General features: G+C 73.7%; 16 protein-coding genes. 7 read left to right on the forward strand and 9 right to left on the reverse strand.

What is annotated here, in order from left to right:
• The first annotated feature begins 84 nt into the window (after nucleotides 1-84).
• A complete protein-coding gene (locus ACFYT9_RS25845) occupies nucleotides 85-711 on the forward strand; it encodes a DUF305 domain-containing protein (RefSeq protein WP_389167698.1) in 627 nt (208 codons plus the stop codon).
• Between the two features lie 481 nt (nucleotides 712-1,192).
• On the forward strand, nucleotides 1,193-1,942 hold the full coding sequence (locus ACFYT9_RS25850) for a F510_1955 family glycosylhydrolase (RefSeq protein WP_389167916.1): 750 nt from the start codon (nucleotides 1,193-1,195) through the stop codon (nucleotides 1,940-1,942).
• 142 nt (nucleotides 1,943-2,084) lie between these two features.
• Here ACFYT9_RS25850 and ACFYT9_RS25855 read toward each other — a convergent pair whose 3' ends face one another.
• Nucleotides 2,085-3,749, reverse strand: coding sequence for an amidohydrolase (locus tag ACFYT9_RS25855; protein WP_389167700.1), 1,665 nt, complete (start codon nucleotides 3,747-3,749; stop codon nucleotides 2,085-2,087).
• A gap of 47 nt (nucleotides 3,750-3,796) precedes the next feature.
• A complete protein-coding gene (locus ACFYT9_RS25860) occupies nucleotides 3,797-5,230 on the reverse strand; it encodes a purine-cytosine permease family protein (protein WP_389167703.1) in 1,434 nt (477 codons plus the stop codon).
• A gap of 249 nt (nucleotides 5,231-5,479) precedes the next feature.
• Between ACFYT9_RS25860 and ACFYT9_RS25865 the strand changes: the two genes are divergently transcribed.
• The gene (locus tag ACFYT9_RS25865; protein ID WP_376603243.1) at nucleotides 5,480-6,085 is read left to right on the forward strand and encodes a TetR/AcrR family transcriptional regulator; all 606 of its coding nucleotides are present in this window, start codon (nucleotides 5,480-5,482) and stop codon (nucleotides 6,083-6,085) included.
• Between the two features lie 7 nt (nucleotides 6,086-6,092).
• Here the strand turns inward: ACFYT9_RS25865 and ACFYT9_RS25870 are convergent, their stop codons facing one another.
• Nucleotides 6,093-6,641, reverse strand: a complete 549-nt coding sequence (locus ACFYT9_RS25870) for a hypothetical protein (protein WP_389167704.1) — start codon at nucleotides 6,639-6,641, stop codon at nucleotides 6,093-6,095.
• A 491-nt stretch (nucleotides 6,642-7,132) separates the two neighbouring features.
• Nucleotides 7,133-8,590, reverse strand: coding sequence for a dihydrolipoyl dehydrogenase family protein (locus ACFYT9_RS25875; RefSeq protein ID WP_376603245.1), 1,458 nt, complete (start codon nucleotides 8,588-8,590; stop codon nucleotides 7,133-7,135).
• Nucleotides 8,591-8,701: 111 nt separating this feature from the next.
• On the opposite strand from ACFYT9_RS25875, the gene trxA reads away from it, so the two are divergent.
• Nucleotides 8,702-9,076: a thioredoxin gene (gene trxA / locus ACFYT9_RS25880; RefSeq protein WP_387275967.1), complete on the forward strand. Its 375-nt coding sequence runs from the start codon at nucleotides 8,702-8,704 to the stop codon at nucleotides 9,074-9,076.
• A gap of 88 nt (nucleotides 9,077-9,164) precedes the next feature.
• Here the strand turns inward: trxA and ACFYT9_RS25885 are convergent, their stop codons facing one another.
• From ACFYT9_RS25885 to ACFYT9_RS25895, 3 genes are all read right to left on the reverse strand, one after another.
• A complete protein-coding gene (locus tag ACFYT9_RS25885; protein ID WP_387275969.1) occupies nucleotides 9,165-10,352 on the reverse strand; it encodes a thiolase family protein in 1,188 nt (395 codons plus the stop codon).
• Between the two features lie 363 nt (nucleotides 10,353-10,715).
• Complete coding sequence (locus tag ACFYT9_RS25890; protein ID WP_389167708.1) at nucleotides 10,716-10,985, reverse strand: hypothetical protein; 270 nt, start codon at nucleotides 10,983-10,985, stop codon at nucleotides 10,716-10,718.
• A 61-nt stretch (nucleotides 10,986-11,046) separates the two neighbouring features.
• Nucleotides 11,047-12,093 (reverse strand): LacI family DNA-binding transcriptional regulator, encoded by a 1,047-nt coding sequence (locus ACFYT9_RS25895; protein WP_389167709.1) that lies wholly within the window; start codon nucleotides 12,091-12,093, stop codon nucleotides 11,047-11,049.
• A gap of 142 nt (nucleotides 12,094-12,235) precedes the next feature.
• Between ACFYT9_RS25895 and ACFYT9_RS25900 the strand changes: the two genes are divergently transcribed.
• From ACFYT9_RS25900 to ACFYT9_RS25910, 3 genes are all read left to right on the forward strand, one after another.
• Nucleotides 12,236-13,501 (forward strand): MFS transporter, encoded by a 1,266-nt coding sequence (locus ACFYT9_RS25900; protein WP_389167712.1) that lies wholly within the window; start codon nucleotides 12,236-12,238, stop codon nucleotides 13,499-13,501.
• A gap of 80 nt (nucleotides 13,502-13,581) precedes the next feature.
• The gene (locus ACFYT9_RS25905) at nucleotides 13,582-13,785 is read left to right on the forward strand and encodes a hypothetical protein (RefSeq protein ID WP_384672972.1); all 204 of its coding nucleotides are present in this window, start codon (nucleotides 13,582-13,584) and stop codon (nucleotides 13,783-13,785) included.
• 94 nt (nucleotides 13,786-13,879) lie between these two features.
• The gene (locus ACFYT9_RS25910) at nucleotides 13,880-15,304 is read left to right on the forward strand and encodes a flotillin family protein (protein ID WP_376605508.1); all 1,425 of its coding nucleotides are present in this window, start codon (nucleotides 13,880-13,882) and stop codon (nucleotides 15,302-15,304) included.
• A 103-nt stretch (nucleotides 15,305-15,407) separates the two neighbouring features.
• Here the strand turns inward: ACFYT9_RS25910 and ACFYT9_RS25915 are convergent, their stop codons facing one another.
• Both ACFYT9_RS25915 and ACFYT9_RS25920 read right to left on the reverse strand, forming a co-directional pair.
• A complete protein-coding gene (locus ACFYT9_RS25915; protein WP_376602132.1) occupies nucleotides 15,408-15,641 on the reverse strand; it encodes a hypothetical protein in 234 nt (77 codons plus the stop codon).
• A gap of 11 nt (nucleotides 15,642-15,652) precedes the next feature.
• On the reverse strand, nucleotides 15,653-16,495 hold the full coding sequence (locus ACFYT9_RS25920) for a TIGR02452 family protein (RefSeq protein WP_389167715.1): 843 nt from the start codon (nucleotides 16,493-16,495) through the stop codon (nucleotides 15,653-15,655).
• Nucleotides 16,496-16,551: the final 56 nt, after the last annotated feature.

Below are 16,551 nucleotides of genomic sequence, written 5' to 3' on the forward strand. Positions count from 1 at the left end.
CGTACCGCCGCGGGCCGCTCCCTGCTGCCCGCGCGCCTACCGGTATGAGCCCATGACCGTACGTACAGCACACGAGGTATCACCATGCGTACTTTCCGGAACCGCACCGCCCGTGCTCTCGGCCTGACCGGCGCCGTCGCCGCAGCAGCCCTGCTCCTCGCCGCCTGCGGCGAGGACGGCTCGATGAGCGGGATGGACCACGGCGGCAAGACCGCCTCGGCGTCCGCATCCACCTCCGCCGCCCCCTCGGCGACCGGGAGCTTCAACGACGCGGACGTGATGTTCGCGCAGATGATGATCCCCCACCACGAGCAGGCCCTGGAGATGGCGAAGCTCGCCGACGGGCGCGCCGAGGACGCGGGCATCAAGCAGATCGTCGCCGCCGTCGAGCAGGCCCAGGACCCCGAGATCCGGAAGATGAGGGCGTGGCTGAAGGGCTGGGGCAGGCCCGAGTCCGCCGGGGCGGGCCACTCGATGGCCGGGATGATGTCCGAACAGGACATGAAGAAGCTCGCCGACGCCAAGGGCGAGGACTTCGACCGCGCGTTCGCCGAGCTGATGATCGCCCACCACGAGGGCGCGGTGAAGATGGCGCGGGACGAACAGAAGGACGGCGGCAACGCCGAGGCCAAGGCCCTGGCCGGTGAGGTCGTCCGCGCCCAGACGGCCGAGATCACCGAGCTGCGGAAGATCCTCGACCGGCTCCGCTAGCGAAGGCTTCCGGCCCTCCGCCACCGCACGACGGCCCGCCCCGATCCCTCAGGGGCGGGCCCCGGTCCCTGAGGGGGCCGGTCCCTGGGGGGCCGGTCCCTGAGGGGGGCCGGTCCCTGAGGGCCCCGGCCCCTGAGGGATCGCCCCCCCCTGAGACTCCGGTCCCACCCGAGCTCTCGCTCCCACCACCCAGGACCGGGCTCCCACCCAGGATCTGGCTCCCACCCGATCCCTTCCCTCGGCTCCTCCACGCCTCCGCTCCGGTGAACGAAAGAACGATGATCAAGCCACGCCTCCCCCGGGCCGCACCGCCGCGACCGCCCCCGCCCCGTCCCAGCCCCTTCGCCTCGCCCTCGCCCTGCCACTCGTCCTCACCCTCGCCCTCGCCCTGACGGCCTGCTCGCCAGCGCCAGCGCCGGCGCCGGCGCCGGCGCCGGACGACCCGAGCGGGCGGTCCGGATCCGGATCCGCCCTCACCCACATCCATGGACTCGGCCTCCACGAGGACACCCTGTACGTCGCCACGCACGAGGGCATCCACTCCCCCGGCCCGGGCGGCGCTCCCGTACTCGTCGGTGACCGGCGCGACGACTTCATGGGGTTCACCGTCGCTCCCGACGGCACCTTCCTCGCCGGCGGCCACCCCGCGCCCGGCAGCGGCGGCCCCTCGAATCTCGGGCTCGTCGCCTCCACCGACGCGGGCCGCACCTGGACGGAGCGGTCCCTCGCCGGCGAGGTCGACTTCCACGCCCTCGACGCCGCCCCCGGCGGGCCGGTCTACGGCTACGACAGCACCACCGGCCGACTCAGGGTCACCCACGACCAGACCGCCTGGGAGGACCGCGCCGCGCTCCGCGCCCTCGACATCGCTGTCTCGCCGACCGCGCCGGACACCGTGGTCGCCACCACCGAGACGGGCGTCGCCCGCAGCACCGACGGCGGCAGGACCTTCGCGCCCGGGGCCGGGCGGGTCGTCTCGTACGTTTCCTGGGGCGCGGCGGACGCGCTCTACGGCGTCTCCCCCGACGGAGTCCTCCTCCGCTCCGGGGACGGCGGCACCGCCTGGACCCGGGTGGGCGCCGTACCCGGCGGGGCCCCGCAGGCACTGACCGCCGTCGACGCGCGGCGGCTCCTCGTGGCCACGGGCGACGGGGTGTACGAATCGCGGGACGCGGGACGTTCCTTCGTCCGCCGGATGAAGGTGACGCCCGGGGAGGGCGGGGGTCACTGAGCGGAGCGGTACGCGAGGACGGCCGTACGAGAACGAGGGGCGCCCGGCAACCAGGGCGCCCCCACCCCATACCTCCGTCCCCGCCCCACGCTGCCGCCCCGTCTCACACCTCCGCGCCCCGCTCCACCACGGTGCCTCCGCCTCACACCGCGGCGGCCTCCGCCACGATCTCGCCGCCGACGACGACCGTCTCCGCGACCGTTCCGGGGATCTCCTCCGGGGCGATCCGCAGGATGTCCCGCGAGAGGACCACGAAGTCGGCGAGCTTGCCGACGGTCAGCGAACCCCGCTCGTGCTCCAGGAAGTTGGCGTACGCGGAGCCCATCGTGTAGCCCTCGACGGCCTCGACGGCGGTGAGGGTCTGCCCCTCCGTCCAGGGCTCGCCGCCGGCGAGCGGGCGGCGGGTGACGGCGGCGTGGATGCCGACCATGGGGTCCATCTCGGCGACGTTCCAGTCGCTGGAGAGGGCGAGCACCGCGCCGGCCTCCCGCAGGTCACGGAGCGGCCATGCCTTGTGCCAGCGCTCGGGGCCGATGTTCTCGGCCCAGTCCTGGCCGGGTCCCGCGATGTCGGGGGCCGCGTGCCGGGGCTGCATGCAGGCGACGACACCGAGGGCGGCGAAGCGCGGGGTGTCGGCGGGGTCCAGGCACTCGACGTGGACGACCTGGTGGCGGGCGTCACGGGGGCCGTTGACCGCGCGGGCGTGGGCGACGGAGTCGAGGACCGTGCGGATGCCGCGGTCGCCGGTCGCGTGCACGAAGCACTGGAAACCGCGCGCGTCGAGGCGGGCGAGCAGGTCGGCGAACTCCTCGGGCGGGTAGAAGGTGTCGCCCCGGTGGTGGCCGCAGCCGGCGTACGGCTCCAGGAGGGCGGCGGTCCGGGGCTCGACGACATCGTCGATGTACAGCTTCAGCGGACCGACGCGGAAACGGTCGTCGGCGTGCTCCCCGGCCGCCGCCTCGAAGGCGTCGAGGTCGGCGTCGGTGGTGCCGCGCGGGTGGAAGAGCGCGGCGACGATCCGCGAGCGAAGCCGGCCCTCGGCACGCGCGCGCGTGAAGAGGGCGAGGTCGTCGAGGGAGTTCTGGGGTTCGACGACGGTGGTGATGCCGAAGCGGATGGCGTCGTCGAGGCTCTTGGCGAGCCGCCCGTACTGACGGTCGGGCGAGGCCCACGGGACGCCGAGGGCGCGCAACGCGCGGTGGCCGTCGCGGGAGAGGCCCTTGACGGCGAAGTCCTTGACGAAGCCGGTGGGTTCGCCGGTGGTGGGGTCGGTGACCGCGGTACCGAAGGGGAGGTCGGTGTGGTCACGGTCGACGCCGAGGACGCGCAGGGCCGCGGTGTTGAGCCAGGCCGTGTGGACGTCGTAGCTGAGGACGAGGGCCGGAGTGTCGCCGGTGGCCGGGTCGAGGTCGGCGGCGGTGGGCATGCGGCCGCCGGGGATCGCCGAGTAGTCGAACGCCTCGGCCTCGATCCAGGCCGCGTCGGGGTGGGCGGCGTGCCAGGCCCGCACGCGCGCGTGGATCTCGTCGAGGGTGCGGGCGCCGGCCAGCTGGACGCAGGCGTCGTCGGAGCCGAGCCGGACGTGGTTGTGGGCGTCGATGAAGCCGGGGAGGACGAGCCGTCCGCCGGCGTCGAGGACGCGGGTGCCGGGGCCGGTCCAGGCGTCCGCGTCGGCGGCGGCGCCGAGCCAGACGATCCGCCCGTCCCGTACGGCCATCGCCTCCGCCTCGGGCAGCGCGGGGTCGACGGTGTGGATGCGGGCGCCGGTGAGGAGCAGGTCTGCGGGGGCGGGGGTGGTGCCGTTCATGCGGGGTGCGTTCCTTGTCGTACGGGAGGGGTGGCGGCGGTCGCGGGTCAGGCGGCCGGGTGCGGGGTGGCGGTGCGGCGGGCCAGGAGGACGTACACGAGCGCGGCGACGGGTGCGCCGAGGAGCGTGAGGTCCGCGCCGCCGAGGGGGGCGACGAGGGGGCCGGTCCAGAGGGCGGAGTCGCAGGTGAGTGCGGAGAAGAGGCCGCCGGTGAGGAGAGCGGCGGCGCCTGCGGGGTGCCAGCCCGCGCGGTACCAGTAGGCGCCGGCCGGGTCCGTGCGGTGGAGGGCGTCGGAGTCGTAGCGGCAGCGGCGCAGCACCATGTCGGCGAGGAAGACGCCGCCCCAGGGGGCGAAGACGATGATCAGGAGGGAGAGGAAGGAGAGGAGGGAGGTGGTGAAGTCGGTGAGGAAGAGGGCGCCGAGGGACCCCGCGGCGGTGACGGCGGCACTGACTCCGAGGGCGCGGACGCGGTTCCAGGGGATGCCGAGGACCTGGAGGTTGAGGCCGGAGGAGTAGAGGGTGATGACGGAGTTGGTGACGGAGCCGCCGAGGACGAGGGCGAGGAAGACCGGCCGGAACCAGCCGGGCAGCAGCCTCTCGGCGCCCGCGACCGCGTCGGTCATGTCCGTCTGCGTGGCGGCGGCGACGCCCGCGACGCCGAGGGCGACCGAGGAGAGGAAGCCGCCGAGGGCGCCGCTGACGGTGACGGCGCGCAGGCTGGTGGTGCGGGGCAGGTAGCGGGTGTAGTCGGCGGGCATCGGGAGGTACGAGAACGGGCCGGCGAGCATCACCACGAAGGCGAGGCTCCAGCCCGCGGCGCCGGGTCCGGTCACGGGGGCGGAGGTGTCGGCGCCGGGCACCAGCAGGACCACGAGGACGCCGAAGCCGGCGGCGAGGACGTAGGCCATCCAGCGTTCGGCGAACTGGACGGTGGCGTGGCCCCAGAAGGAGATCGCGAAGGTCAGGGCCAGGGTGACGGCGAGGGCCAGGGCGCGGGGCAGCGGTCCGCCCGACCAGCCCAGGGAGGCGAGGAAGGCTTCCAGGGCGAGGGTGCCGACGACGGTGTTGACGACCGTGTAGCCGATGCTGACGATCCAGTTGAGGGCGCCGGCGGGGCGGTTGCCGCGGGGGCCGAAGGCGGCGCGGGAGAGGACGAGGGTGGCGGTGCCGGTGCGGGCGCCGCCGAGGCCGGCGGCGCCGATCACGAGGAAGGAGAGGCCGCCGATCACGACGACGGCGGTGGCCTGCCAGAAGGAGAGGCCGAAGGCGACGGCGAGGGAGCCGTTGATCACGTAGGTGAAGGTGAGGTTCGAGCCGAACCAGACCCAGAAGACGTCCTTGGCGCTGCCGTGGCGCTCCGCGTCGGGGATGGGGTCGATGCCGTGTTCCTCGACCTGGAAGACCTCGTCCCGGGTGACGGTCGGGACGGCCGCGGCCGGCGTCTCCTGATCGAGCACCCCGCGCTCTTCTCTACGCATGCCTGCACCCCTGCCTGGATCTCGCACAGCGATCTCGAACGACGATCTTGAACATCGACCTTGGGCGTCGACCTTGAGCATCGACCTTGAACAATGATCTTGAACGCTGTTCTAAGTTCTTGAATGACATTCAAGATGAGTGACAGGTTCCGGTCGCGTCAAGACCCTGGGGAAGTCCGGTTAAGGTCGGAGGCGTACGCGGCTGCGCGCCAGGGCGGGGCCGGGGCGGACGAACGGGGCGGGACGACGGTGACAGGGGCGGCACGGCGGCGCGACGGACACGTCACGCAGGAGCGGATGCTGGAGGAGGCCATGGCGGCGATCGCCGAGGACGGCCTCGCCTCGCTCACGATGTCGGCGCTGGCCGAACGACTCGGCACCAGCGGCGGGCACATCCTGTACTACTTCGGCTCCAAGGACCGGCTGCTGCTCGCCGCGCTGCGCTGGAGCGAGGCCGCGCTGGCCGACGAGCGCCGGGCCCTGATCGCCCGCCGGACCACCGCGGAGCGCAAGCTCGACGACTTCCTGCGGCTCTACCTCCCGCGCGGCCCGCGCGACCCCCGCTGGACGCTCTGGATCGAGCTCTGGGCCCGGACCCCCGGCAACCCCGAACTCCGCGAGGCCCAGCAGGAGCTGGACGCCGACTGGCAGCGCGACCTGGAGTCCCTGCTGACCGCCGGCGCGGCCCGCGGCCGCTTCGCCCCGCTCGACGCGACGGCCCGCGCCTCCGAACTCCTCGCCCTCCTCGACGGCTTGAGCACCCGCGTCGTCCTCGGCCAGGGCTCCACCCCCGACCCTCGCCCCCCGTTGGACACCGCCCGCGCCGCGGCCGCCCTGCTCGTCCCCCGCGCCTGAGCCGCGCTCAGTCCGTCACGGGCTCCACGGGCTCCACGGGACCCGCAGGCTCCACCGGCTCGAACGGCCAGGGCGGCGCGTCGGGGTGACGCTCCATCTGCTCCGCGTACCAGATCACCTGCTCGGCGTGGAGCACCGGCCGCGACAGCCGCGCGACCGCCGGGTACGAGGCCGCGATCGCGCCCGCCACCAGCAGCGCCGCCCGTGCGTCCGACGCCGGATCGCCCGGCCTCTCGTGCGGAACCCCGTACCACTCCGCGACGACGGGCAGCGAACGACCACCGGGCCTGTAACGGTCCGCGTGCCGGTCCAGGACCAGCGGATCGCAGACCGGAGCCACGACGCCGTCCGGGAGACGGTCGGCGAGCGGGGGCAGGCCGTGGCGGAGCAGTTCGGCGTGGAGGGTCGACAGCACATGGGGGGCGTACCAGACGACGAGGAGTGCGTGGCGGGCGAGGTGGTCGGAGAGAAGGGTGGCGAGCTCGTCGAGGGCTCGGGCGGGGTCTGCGGATCCAATATTCGGATCCGGGATATCGGATCCCGGGTTCGGATCCAAGGCGCTGGATCCAGGATCCGGACGCACGCCACCGGATCCAGTGTTCGCGTCCGAGGCGCTGGATCCAGCGCCTGGATCCAAGGTGTTGGATCCAGAACTCGGATCCAGAGTGGTGGATCCAGGATCCGGCACCGTGGCCTGGGGGCCAGGGCTTGGATCCAACATCCTGGATCCAATATTCGGATCCTGGGTACTGGATCCAAGATCCAGTACCCAGTCCCGAGCCGTCCCGTCGCTCCCCCGCACCGACGCCGCCGTGATCCGGTCGCGCGCGGGATCGTTCCCGGTGGATCCGATGTCCAGCGACAGCAGCGGCCGACGGTGCCAGCCCGGATGGTCTCCGGGCGGCGGCGGACCGGGCGCCGGGGCGTGCTCGCGGTGGTAGACGTCCCAGCCGCGGGGGCCGTGCCGGAGCAGCCCGGCGCCGGCCGGGACCGGTTCGCCGCAGCGGGCGCAGGCGGCGTCGTAGGCGTTGGCGCGCTCCTCGGCGCTCACGCCGGGTCGGCGCCGTCCCGGTACGCCTCCAGGAGCCGGAGCCAGACCTCGCTGAGCGTGGGGTACGAGGGGACGGCGTGCCACAGGCGGGCGACGGGGACCTCGGCAGTGACGGCGACGGTGGCGGCGTGGAGCAGTTCGCCGACGGCGGGGCCGACGAAGGTGGCGCCGAGGAGGACCTCGCGTTCGAGGTCGACGACGAGCCGGGCCTTGCCACGGTAGCCCTGGGCGTAGAGCCCGGCGCCGGCGACCGAGCTCATCTCGACGTCGACCGCGCGGACCCGGTGTCCGGCGCGTTCGGCCTCGGCGAGGCTGAGGCCGACTGCGGCGGCCTCCGGGTCGCAGAAGACGACCTGGGGGACGGTGGCATGGTCGGCGGTGGCCGCGTGCGAGCCCCAGGGCGCGAGCTCCGTGAGCGGGGTGCCGGCGGCGCGTGCGGCGATGGCGGCGCCCGCGATCCGCGCCTGGTACTTGCCCTGGTGGGTGAGGAGGGCCCGGTGGTTGACGTCCCCGACCGCGTACAGCCAGTCGCTGCCGGTGACGCGGAGGCTGTCGTCGACGTCGAGCCACGAGCCGGGTTCCAGGCCGACGGTCTCCAGGCCGATGTCCTCGGTGCGCGGGGCGCGGCCGGTCGCGAAGAGGACCTCGTCGCCCTCGATCGTGTCGCCGCCCTCCAGGACCACGGTGACGGGGCCGCTGCCGCCGTCCCGGACGACCGCCTCCACCGAGACGCCGGTGAGCACGTCGGCCCCGCGGGCGCGCAGCGCCTCGGTGACGCGCTCGCCGACGAAGGGCTCCATGCGCGGGAGGAGCCCGTCGCCCCGGACGAGCATGGTGACGTGCGAGCCGAGAGCGTGCCAGGCGGTCGCCATCTCGACCCCGACGACGCCTCCGCCGACGACGATCAGGCGCCCCGGCACCCGCTCGGCGCTCGTCGCCTCGCGGCTGGTCCAGGGGCGCGCGCCGGCGAGGCCGGGCAGCGGGGGCAGGACGGCGCGGCTGCCGGTGCAGACGGCCACCGCGTGGCGGGCGGTGAGGACGTGGCGCTCGCCCTCGGGGCCGTCGACGACCACCTTGCGGGGCCCCTGCACGCGCCCGTGGCCGCGGTACACGCGTACGTCGATGGACGCCAGCCAGTCGACCTGGCCGTCGTCCTTCCAGTGCCCGACCGTCTCGTCCCGGTGCGCGAAGACCTCCAGGGCGTCGAGCGGGCCGTACACCGCCTCGCGCAGCCCGGGGACCTTGCGCGCGTCGGAGCGGGCGAGGACGGGGCGGAGCAGGGCCTTGCTGGGCATGCAGGCCCAGTAGGAGCACTCGCCGCCGAGCAGTTCGGCCTCCACGATCGCGGCGGTCAGACCGGCCGCCCGTACCCGGTCGACGACGTTCTCGCCGACCGGTCCCGCCCCGAGGACCACCACGTCGTACTCGTGCTCGTTCTCCACCGTTCGCGTCATGAGGAACAGTCTGGTGGGTAGGGGCCGGAATAGCGCGGCTCGATAGGCCGTTGTGCGGGTCGAGTCCCCAGGGGACCGCGAGGACACCACCGGAGACGGAAAGGCGGAGGAATGAGCACCATCGAGCTCACCAAGGAAAACTTCGACGAGGTCGTGAGCGGGAACGACTTCGTCCTGATCGACTTCTGGGCTTCCTGGTGCGGACCCTGCCGTCAGTTCGGCCCGGTGTACGAGGCGGCGTCCGAGCGCCACCAGGACCTGGTCTTCGCCAAGGTCGACACCGAGGCGCAGCAGGAGCTGGCCGCCGCCTTCGAGATCCGCTCGATCCCGACGCTGATGATCGTCCGGGAGAAGGTGGCGATCTTCGCGCAGCCGGGCGCGCTGCCGGAGGCCGCGCTGGAGGACGTCATCGGCCAGGCGCGGAACCTGGACATGGACGAGGTGCGGAAGTCGGTCGCGGAGCAGCAGCAGGCCGAAGGCAAGTGATCCCGGCCGCCGGCGCCCGGTGAGAGCGAGCCCCCGCTGCGGCGGGGGCTCTGCCATGTCCGACGGGTTCGTGGCGGGCGGGCGCCCGTCAGCGCTCCAGGACGAGGGCGAGGCCCTGTCCGACGCCGATGCACAGGGCGGCGAGGCCCGTGCCGGAGCCGGCGGCGGCGAGCTGGTGGGCGACGGAGCCGGCGAGGCGGGCGCCGGAGGCGCCGAGCGGGTGGCCGAGGGCGATGGCGCCGCCGCGCGGGTTGACGATCGCGGGGTCGAGTTCCGGCCACTCGGCGAGGCAGCCGAGGGCCTGGGCGGCGAACGCCTCGTTGAGCTCGAAGGTCGTCAGGTCGGCGAAGGAGCGGTCGGCCTTGCCGAGGGCGCGGCGGACGGCGGCGACCGGGCCGAGGCCGAAGAGCTGGGGCTCGATGCCGGTGACGGCGGAGGCGCGGATGCGGGCGAGCGGTTCGCGGCCGCTCTCGCGCAGCCCGTCCTCGTCGACGAGGAGGAGGGCGGCGGCGCCGTCGTTGAGCGGCGAGGCGTTGCCGGCGGTGACGGTACCGCCGTCGGTCCTGAAGGCGGGCTTGAGGCGGCCGAGCGCCTCCAGGGAGGTGTTCTCGCGGACGCACTCGTCGCGGTCGAGCTCCGCGCCCGGGTAGGGGACGACCTCGCCGTCGTACAGGCCCTTGGCCCACGCCTCGGCGGCCTTGCGGTGGCTGTCGAGGGCGAAGGCGTCCTGGCGGTCGCGGCCGATGGCGTGCCTGTCGGCGACGAGTTCGGCACCCTCGCCGAGGGAGACGGTCCATTCGGCGGGCATGCGCGGGTTGGTCATGCGCCAGCCGAGGGTCGTCGAGTGGAGCTGCTGGTGGCCCGCGGGGAAGGCGCGCTCGGGCTTCTGGAGGACCCAGGGGGCGCGGGACATGGACTCGACGCCGCCGGCGATCGCCACGGAGGCGTCGCCGAGGGCGATCGCACGGGCGGCCTGGATCACGGCCTCCAGGCCGGAGCCGCAGAGCCGGTTGACGGTGACGCCGGGGACGGTGACGGGCAGTCCGGCGAGCAGGACGGCCATGCGGGCCACGTCGCGGTTGTCCTCGCCGGCGCCGTTGGCGTCACCGAAGTAGACGTCGTCGACGAGGGCGGGGTCGAGGTCGGGGGTGCGGTCGACGAGGGCCTTGACGACATGGGCGGCGAGGTCGTCCGGCCGTACGGAGGCGAGGCCGCCGCCGAACTTCCCGATCGGGGTGCGGACGGCGTCGACGATGTACACGTCGCGGATGCTCATCGGATCTCTCCCGGGTGACCGGCGGAACGACTCTGTTCGCCTGGTGAAAGAAGTTTCGCGCTGGTGCGCGCGCAGAGTCTGGGCCCCTCCGCCGCGCCTGTCAACGGTGGGCCGGGCCCGACGGCCGCGGTCACCCGATCCCCCTCGGAGGCCACCCGGCCCCCTGGGTCGTGCCCGACGGCCCCGGCCACCCCTCGACGACCCCGGTCACCCCTCGACGACCCCCGCCACCCCTCGGCGGTCACCCGGTCCCCCGGGCCGGGCCCGACCGCCGCGGCCACCCCTCGACGGTCACCCGATCCCCGAGGCGGGGCCCGGAAGTGCCCCGCCCGGGAGCCCCTCGGGCCTCGCGGCCCCTCTCCGTCATCCCGCGGACGCCTCGCGCACCAGCGCGACCAGGCCGTAGTCGAGCTCCCTGCCGTCCACGAGCAGGGCCTCGACGGTCAGCGTCTCGGGGTCGATGTCGGCGACCATGCCGTGCCCCTCGTAGATGGGGTAGCCGGACTCGCCGGACCGCCCGGTCCGCTCCACGACCGCCGTCCGGACGGCGCTGTCGGTGACGGCGGCCCCGCCCCGGTCCAGGACGTGCGCCGGTACCAGCAGGATCTCGTACCGCTTCGGGTGAGTGCTCATGAACCGACGCTAAGCGCTCCGTCCGCCTCCCGCCGGGCGGCGGACGCGGCGGACGCGGCGGTCAGCTGGACTCGCGGCGGATCACCCGCGAGTCGAGGAGGGAGCGGGTGCTCGGCCCGGGGGCGGTGCCGTTGACGGCGTCGTCGATCATGGCGGCCAGTTCGCGGCCGGGCATCAGGTCGATGCGCACGGTGCTCAGCCGCGGGCGCAGCAGCCGGCCGAGGAGGAGGTCGTCGGCGCCGACGACGGCGGTCTCGTCGGGCACGGTCGTGCCGGCGTCCTGGAGGGCGCGCATCAGGAGCATGGCGTACTCGTCGTTGTAGGCGAAGACGGCGTCGAGCGCGAGCTGCGGCCAGCGCGCGGCCAGTTCCTCCGCGGACTCCTCGGTGTAGGCGAGGGGCAGGGGTACGACGGTGGCGCCGGTGCCCTCGGCGGCGCGGCGGGCTCCCTCCAGGCGGGGGCCGGAGAACATCCCGAGGCCGGGTTCCTCGGGCACGACGACACCGATCCGGCGGCGGCCGTTCGCGATCAGGTGCTCGACGGCGACCTCGCCGACCCGGGGCTGGTTCAGGACGAGGGAGTGGGTGTCGTCGGCCGGACGGGTCCCGACGGTGATCACCGCCTTGACGCCGGAGCGCTTGAGGATCTCCACGGCCTCGGGCGGCACCTCCACCTCGCCGGTCGAGACGACGGCGGCGGGCCGCAGCTCGGCCCACGCGCGGGCGGCGTCCTCGGGGGCGAGGCCGACGCTGCCGTACTGGACGACGGTGTAGTCGAGGCGGCGCAGGGCCCACTGGAGGTCGTTGTAGAAGCGGCTGTAGAGCGGGCCGATGGGCACGTGGGCGGTGGGCAGGAGCACCATCCGGCTGTGGCCCGCGCGCAGGGTGCGGGCGGCCGCGTGGGGGACGTACCCCAGCTCGCGGGCCGCCTCGCGGACCCGCTCGCGGGTCGGTTCGCTGATGCGGACGGCCGAGGTGTTGTTCAGGACGTAACTGACGGTGGCCCGGGACACTCCCGCGAGGCGCGCCACGTCGGCGCTGGTCGGCACGGCGCGGGCGGGGGTGCGGCCCGGGGTGCCGTCGGCGGGCTGTTCGATCGACTGACTCATCGCTTCGGCATCTTTCCAGAACAATCCGGCGCGAGGTCTGGCGGATGGCCGGAATCGAGTGCTACACAATGCTGACACGTGTCACCACCCCCAATCATCCGCTTCCCGCCCCCTCATCGGGCGTTCTCCTCTGGAGGGCAACGTGGCCCTTTCCTCCCCCGGGACCGGAGCCGGTACGGGCTCCGGTCCCGCAGCCGGCCCCGACTCCCCCACCGCCCGGCCCACCCGTGGCCTGCTCCCGCTGCTGCTCCTCGGCAACACCGCGATGTACACGCTCTACATCGGCGTGCCGGGACTGCTGCTCGCGCTCCAGATCGAGGCCATCGACCCGGCCGACAAGGTGGCGAACTTCGGCCTCGTCTCCGGCATATCCGCGATCTTCGCGACGGTCTTCAACCCGGTCGCGGGGGCGCTGTCCGACCGCTCCGGACGGCGCAATCCCTGGATCCTGGCCGGCGGTCTGCTCGCCGTGCCGGTGATGCTGCTGCTCGGCGGCGTGGACACGATCCTGATGGTGACCATCGCCTGGTGTCTGGGCCAGGCGGTGATGAACGTCTACCAGGCGGCCATCACCTCCGTGGTGCCCGACCGGGTCCCGCTCGCCTCGCGCGGCAAGGCGTCGGCGGCCGTCGGCCTGGGGCTGCCGATCGGCTCCACCATCGGCGCCCTGGTCGGCGCGGCCTTCTCCGACGACTACCGGACCGGCTACCTGGTCTTCGGCGTGATCGTCGCCGTCACCTCGGTCGTCTTCACCTCGCTCGCCCGCGAGGAGCGGATGCCGGCCAAGGCGCCCATGCCGGTGAAGGCGCAGCTCGCCGCCTTCGGCAGCGCCCTCAGGGACCACGACTTCCGCTGGGCCTTCATCGGCCGCGCGCTGCTCGTCCTGGGCTACTTCGCGGTGGCCGGCTTCCAGCTCTACATCCTCAAGGACCACACGGAGCTGCCGGCCGGGCTCTGGGCGGAGGAGGCCGTCGCCATCCTCATGCCGGTCAACGCCTTGGCCATGGTCGTCTCCACGGTCCTCGGCGGCTGGCTGTCCGACCGCTACGACCGCCGCAAGCTGTTCGTCGGCGCCTCCGCCGCGCTGGCGGCCGTCGCGCTGCTCATCCCCGCGGTCTCCACCAGCTGGACCGCGATGCTCGCCTTCTCGATCGTCAACGGCCTCGGCTTCGGCTGCTACATGGCGGTGGACACCGCCCTGGTGACGATGGTGCTGCCGAAGGCGGAGGACGCGGCCCGGGACATGGGCGTGCTGAACATCGCCAACGCCGGCCCGCAGATCGTGGCCCCCTTCGTCGCCTCGGCGGTGGTCTCGATCGGCGGCGGCTACACACCCCTGTTCCTCGTCGCCGCCGTCCTGTCGGTCCTGGGCGCCCTCGCGGTCCGGCCGATCCGCTCGGTCCGCTGATCGGCCGGACCGCGCAACCCACCCCGGACCGGCTGGTTCTGACGTACCGTTCGAGCATGGACGCGTCGATGGACAGCTCGATGGTGGGACTGCTCGGCCGGGTCACCGGGACCATCGGACCCGGCCTCGTCGGCGAGGTGATCCTCCGGATCCGCGGCGGGGCCGAGCACTTCCTCGCGTACGCCGCCTCCCCGAAGCAGCGGATCGAGGTCGGCGCACTCGTCACCGTGGTGGAACACCTCCCTCCGCGCACCGTCTATGTCACAGCCGTGTACGACGTCTGACACGACGTCCGCCACGCCCGTTGAACGGCGTCCGTCCCGGGCGCACACTCCCTTCACCGGATCCGCACGGCTCCGGTGAAGGGGGACCTTGCCCATGGGCATCGGCATCCTGGCGGGCGCCGCCGTCGGCGCGCTCGTCGTCCTGATCGTCCTGTTCAAGATGATGTGGCGCGTCGCGGAACCCAACGAGGCGCTGATCATCTCCGGTTCCAACCACAAGAACGAGGGCCTCGGCGAGGGCATGGGGTTCCGCATCGTCACCGGGCGCGGCACCCTCGTGGTGCCCGGTGTGCAGGCGGTGCGCAAGCTGTCGCTGGACCTCAACGAGACCCAGTTGTCCGTCGAGTGCGTCACCCACCAGGGAATTCCGCTCAAGGTCCGTGGTGTGGTGATCTTCAAGGTGGGCGACGACTTCGTGTCCATCGCCAACGCCGCCCGCCGCTTCCTCGACCAGCAGAAGCTGATGAGCGAGCGGGTGCACATCGTCTTCGCCGGCCACCTCCGCGCCATCGTCGGCGGGTTGACGGTCGAGGACATGATCCGTGACCGGGAGAAGCTGACCGGGCAGGCCCGTTCGGCCTGTGGCACGGAGATGGAGAAGCTCGGTCTGATCGTCGACTCGCTCCAGATCCACGAGATCGAGGATCCGACCGGTTACATCAAGAACCTCGCCGCCCCGCACGCGGCCGCCGTCCAGCGCGACGCCCGGATCGCCCAGGCGGAGGCCAACCGGCGGGCGACCGAGGCCGAGCAGCAGGCGGCGGCCCGGATGTCGGAGGCGACCCGCGACAGCGAGATCCTCCAGGCCGGCTACCAGGCCGAGCGGGACCAGGCCAGCGCCCGGGCCCGGCAGGCCGGTCCGCTGGCCGAGGCGGCCTCCCGCCAGGAGGTCGTCGTCCAGGAGACCCGGGTCGCGGAGCTGGAGGGCCACCGCAAGGAACAGCAGCTCCAGGCGGAGGTCCGCAAGCCGGCCGACGCGATGGCGTACGAGACCCGGACGCTGGCCGAGGCCGAGCGCGACGCCCGGATCTCGGCCGCCCAGGCCACGGCGCGGGAGACCGAGCTGGCCAGCGCGGCGACGGCGACGGCCACCCGGGTCACCGGAGAGGCCGAGGCCGCGGCCGCGCACGCCAAGGGTCTCGCGGTGGCCGAGGCCACCCGGGCCAAGGGACTGGCCGAGGCCGAGGCGATCAAGGCCAGGGCCGCGGCCCTCGCCGAGAACCAGGAGGCCGTGGTCGCCCAGCAGCTGGCCGAGAAGTGGCCGGAGATCGTCGAGGCCGGCGCTTCGGCCTTCGGCAACGTCGACCAGATGGTCCTGCTCAACGGCGCCGACGGCATGGGCGAGATGTTCGCCAAGGCCCTGACCATGGGCGGGACGGGCCTCGGCCTCGCCCGTCAGCTGCTCGCCACGATGGGCCCGAACGGCGCCGACCGGCCGGCCACCGCCGTTCCGGCCGCGCGGGGCGGCGACACGAAGGAGGTGGCGACGGTGGAGATCACTGTCGGCGACGACGCGTGATCGGCCCACCCTTACCGCACCAAGGCCGGGGCCCGGCGCCGTCACGGCGCCGGGCCCCGGCCCGTACCCCCGTCGTCCCGTACCCCTGTGCCGCCGCGGCCGCTCAGTTGTGGCCGAACTTCCGTTCCTTGCGGTGGGACGCCGTCTCGATGACCGATCGCGGCGCCTCGCTCGCCGCCGCGGTCCCGCCCTTCTCCTTGGCGGTCACCGCCTCGCGGTGCTCGTGGCCGCCGGTACGGGCGCCCTTGTTCACCCGGGTCTGTTTCTTGCCCACGATGGTGCCTCCCGTGCCGAGTCCCTGTCCCTTCAGGCTCGCACGGGAGTACGAAGTACGCATGGCGGGATGAATCAGGTGCCTGAACGGGCTATTGGATCCCATCTCCGGCGGAAGGCGGCGAGCGTCGGGGCTCCGGCCCCCCGGTCCAGGACGGCGAAGACGACCTCGTCGAAGTGGCCGGCGAAGCGCCCGTCGCCGGTCAGCAGCGCCTTGAAGGTGCCCGCCACCTCGGACGGGTCGTTCTGGAAGACGCCGCAGCCCCAGGCTCCGAGGACGATCCGGCGGTACCCCTCGGCCGCCGCCGTCTCCAGGACCCGCTCGGCGCGGGAGGCGAGCGCGGCGGGCAGATGGTGGGCCCGCTCGGGGTTCCGCCGGCGGACGACGCCGGCGTTGGGCGCGGGCGAGGTCAGGAACCCGACCGTGAAGGGGTCGTCGAGCAGGGCACCGCGGTCGTCACGGAAGACGGGCACCCGGGGCGAGTGGATCACCCGGTCGGTGTAGAAGGCGTCCCGCTCGTCCCGGTGGTGCGCGTAGTAGGCGGGGGCGCGGAGCAGGGTGGCGTGCAGGGCGGAGGAGCGGCACAGGGCCTCCTCCTGGGCCTGCGCCCCGTTGAGGTAGCCGCCGCCGGGGTTGCGGGCGGAGGCGAAGTTCAGGACGGCGACGGGGGCGCCCGGGGCGGCGCCGGTCATCCTGCGGGCGGCGGCGAGGCTGCTCTCACCGGTCACCTCGATCCGGCCGGCGCGGCCGGTGCCGGGGGTGACGGGGACGGGCTCGGGTCCGTACAGACGGGTTCCGGCCAGGGCGGCCGCGAGGTCCTCGTGGAGGGAGACGGTCCGCCCGCCGGGGGCGGTGTAGGAGCCCGCGGCGACGATCGCCTCGGTCTGCCGCGCGATCTCGCGCAGTCGTGCACTCATGACGGCAGGATGATCGTTTCGGAGTGTCCGGGACAAACGGTTTTCCCGCCCTCCCG

Source organism: Streptomyces sp. NPDC004435, assembly GCF_042873895.1.
Taxonomy (GTDB): domain Bacteria; phylum Actinomycetota; class Actinomycetes; order Streptomycetales; family Streptomycetaceae; genus Streptomyces.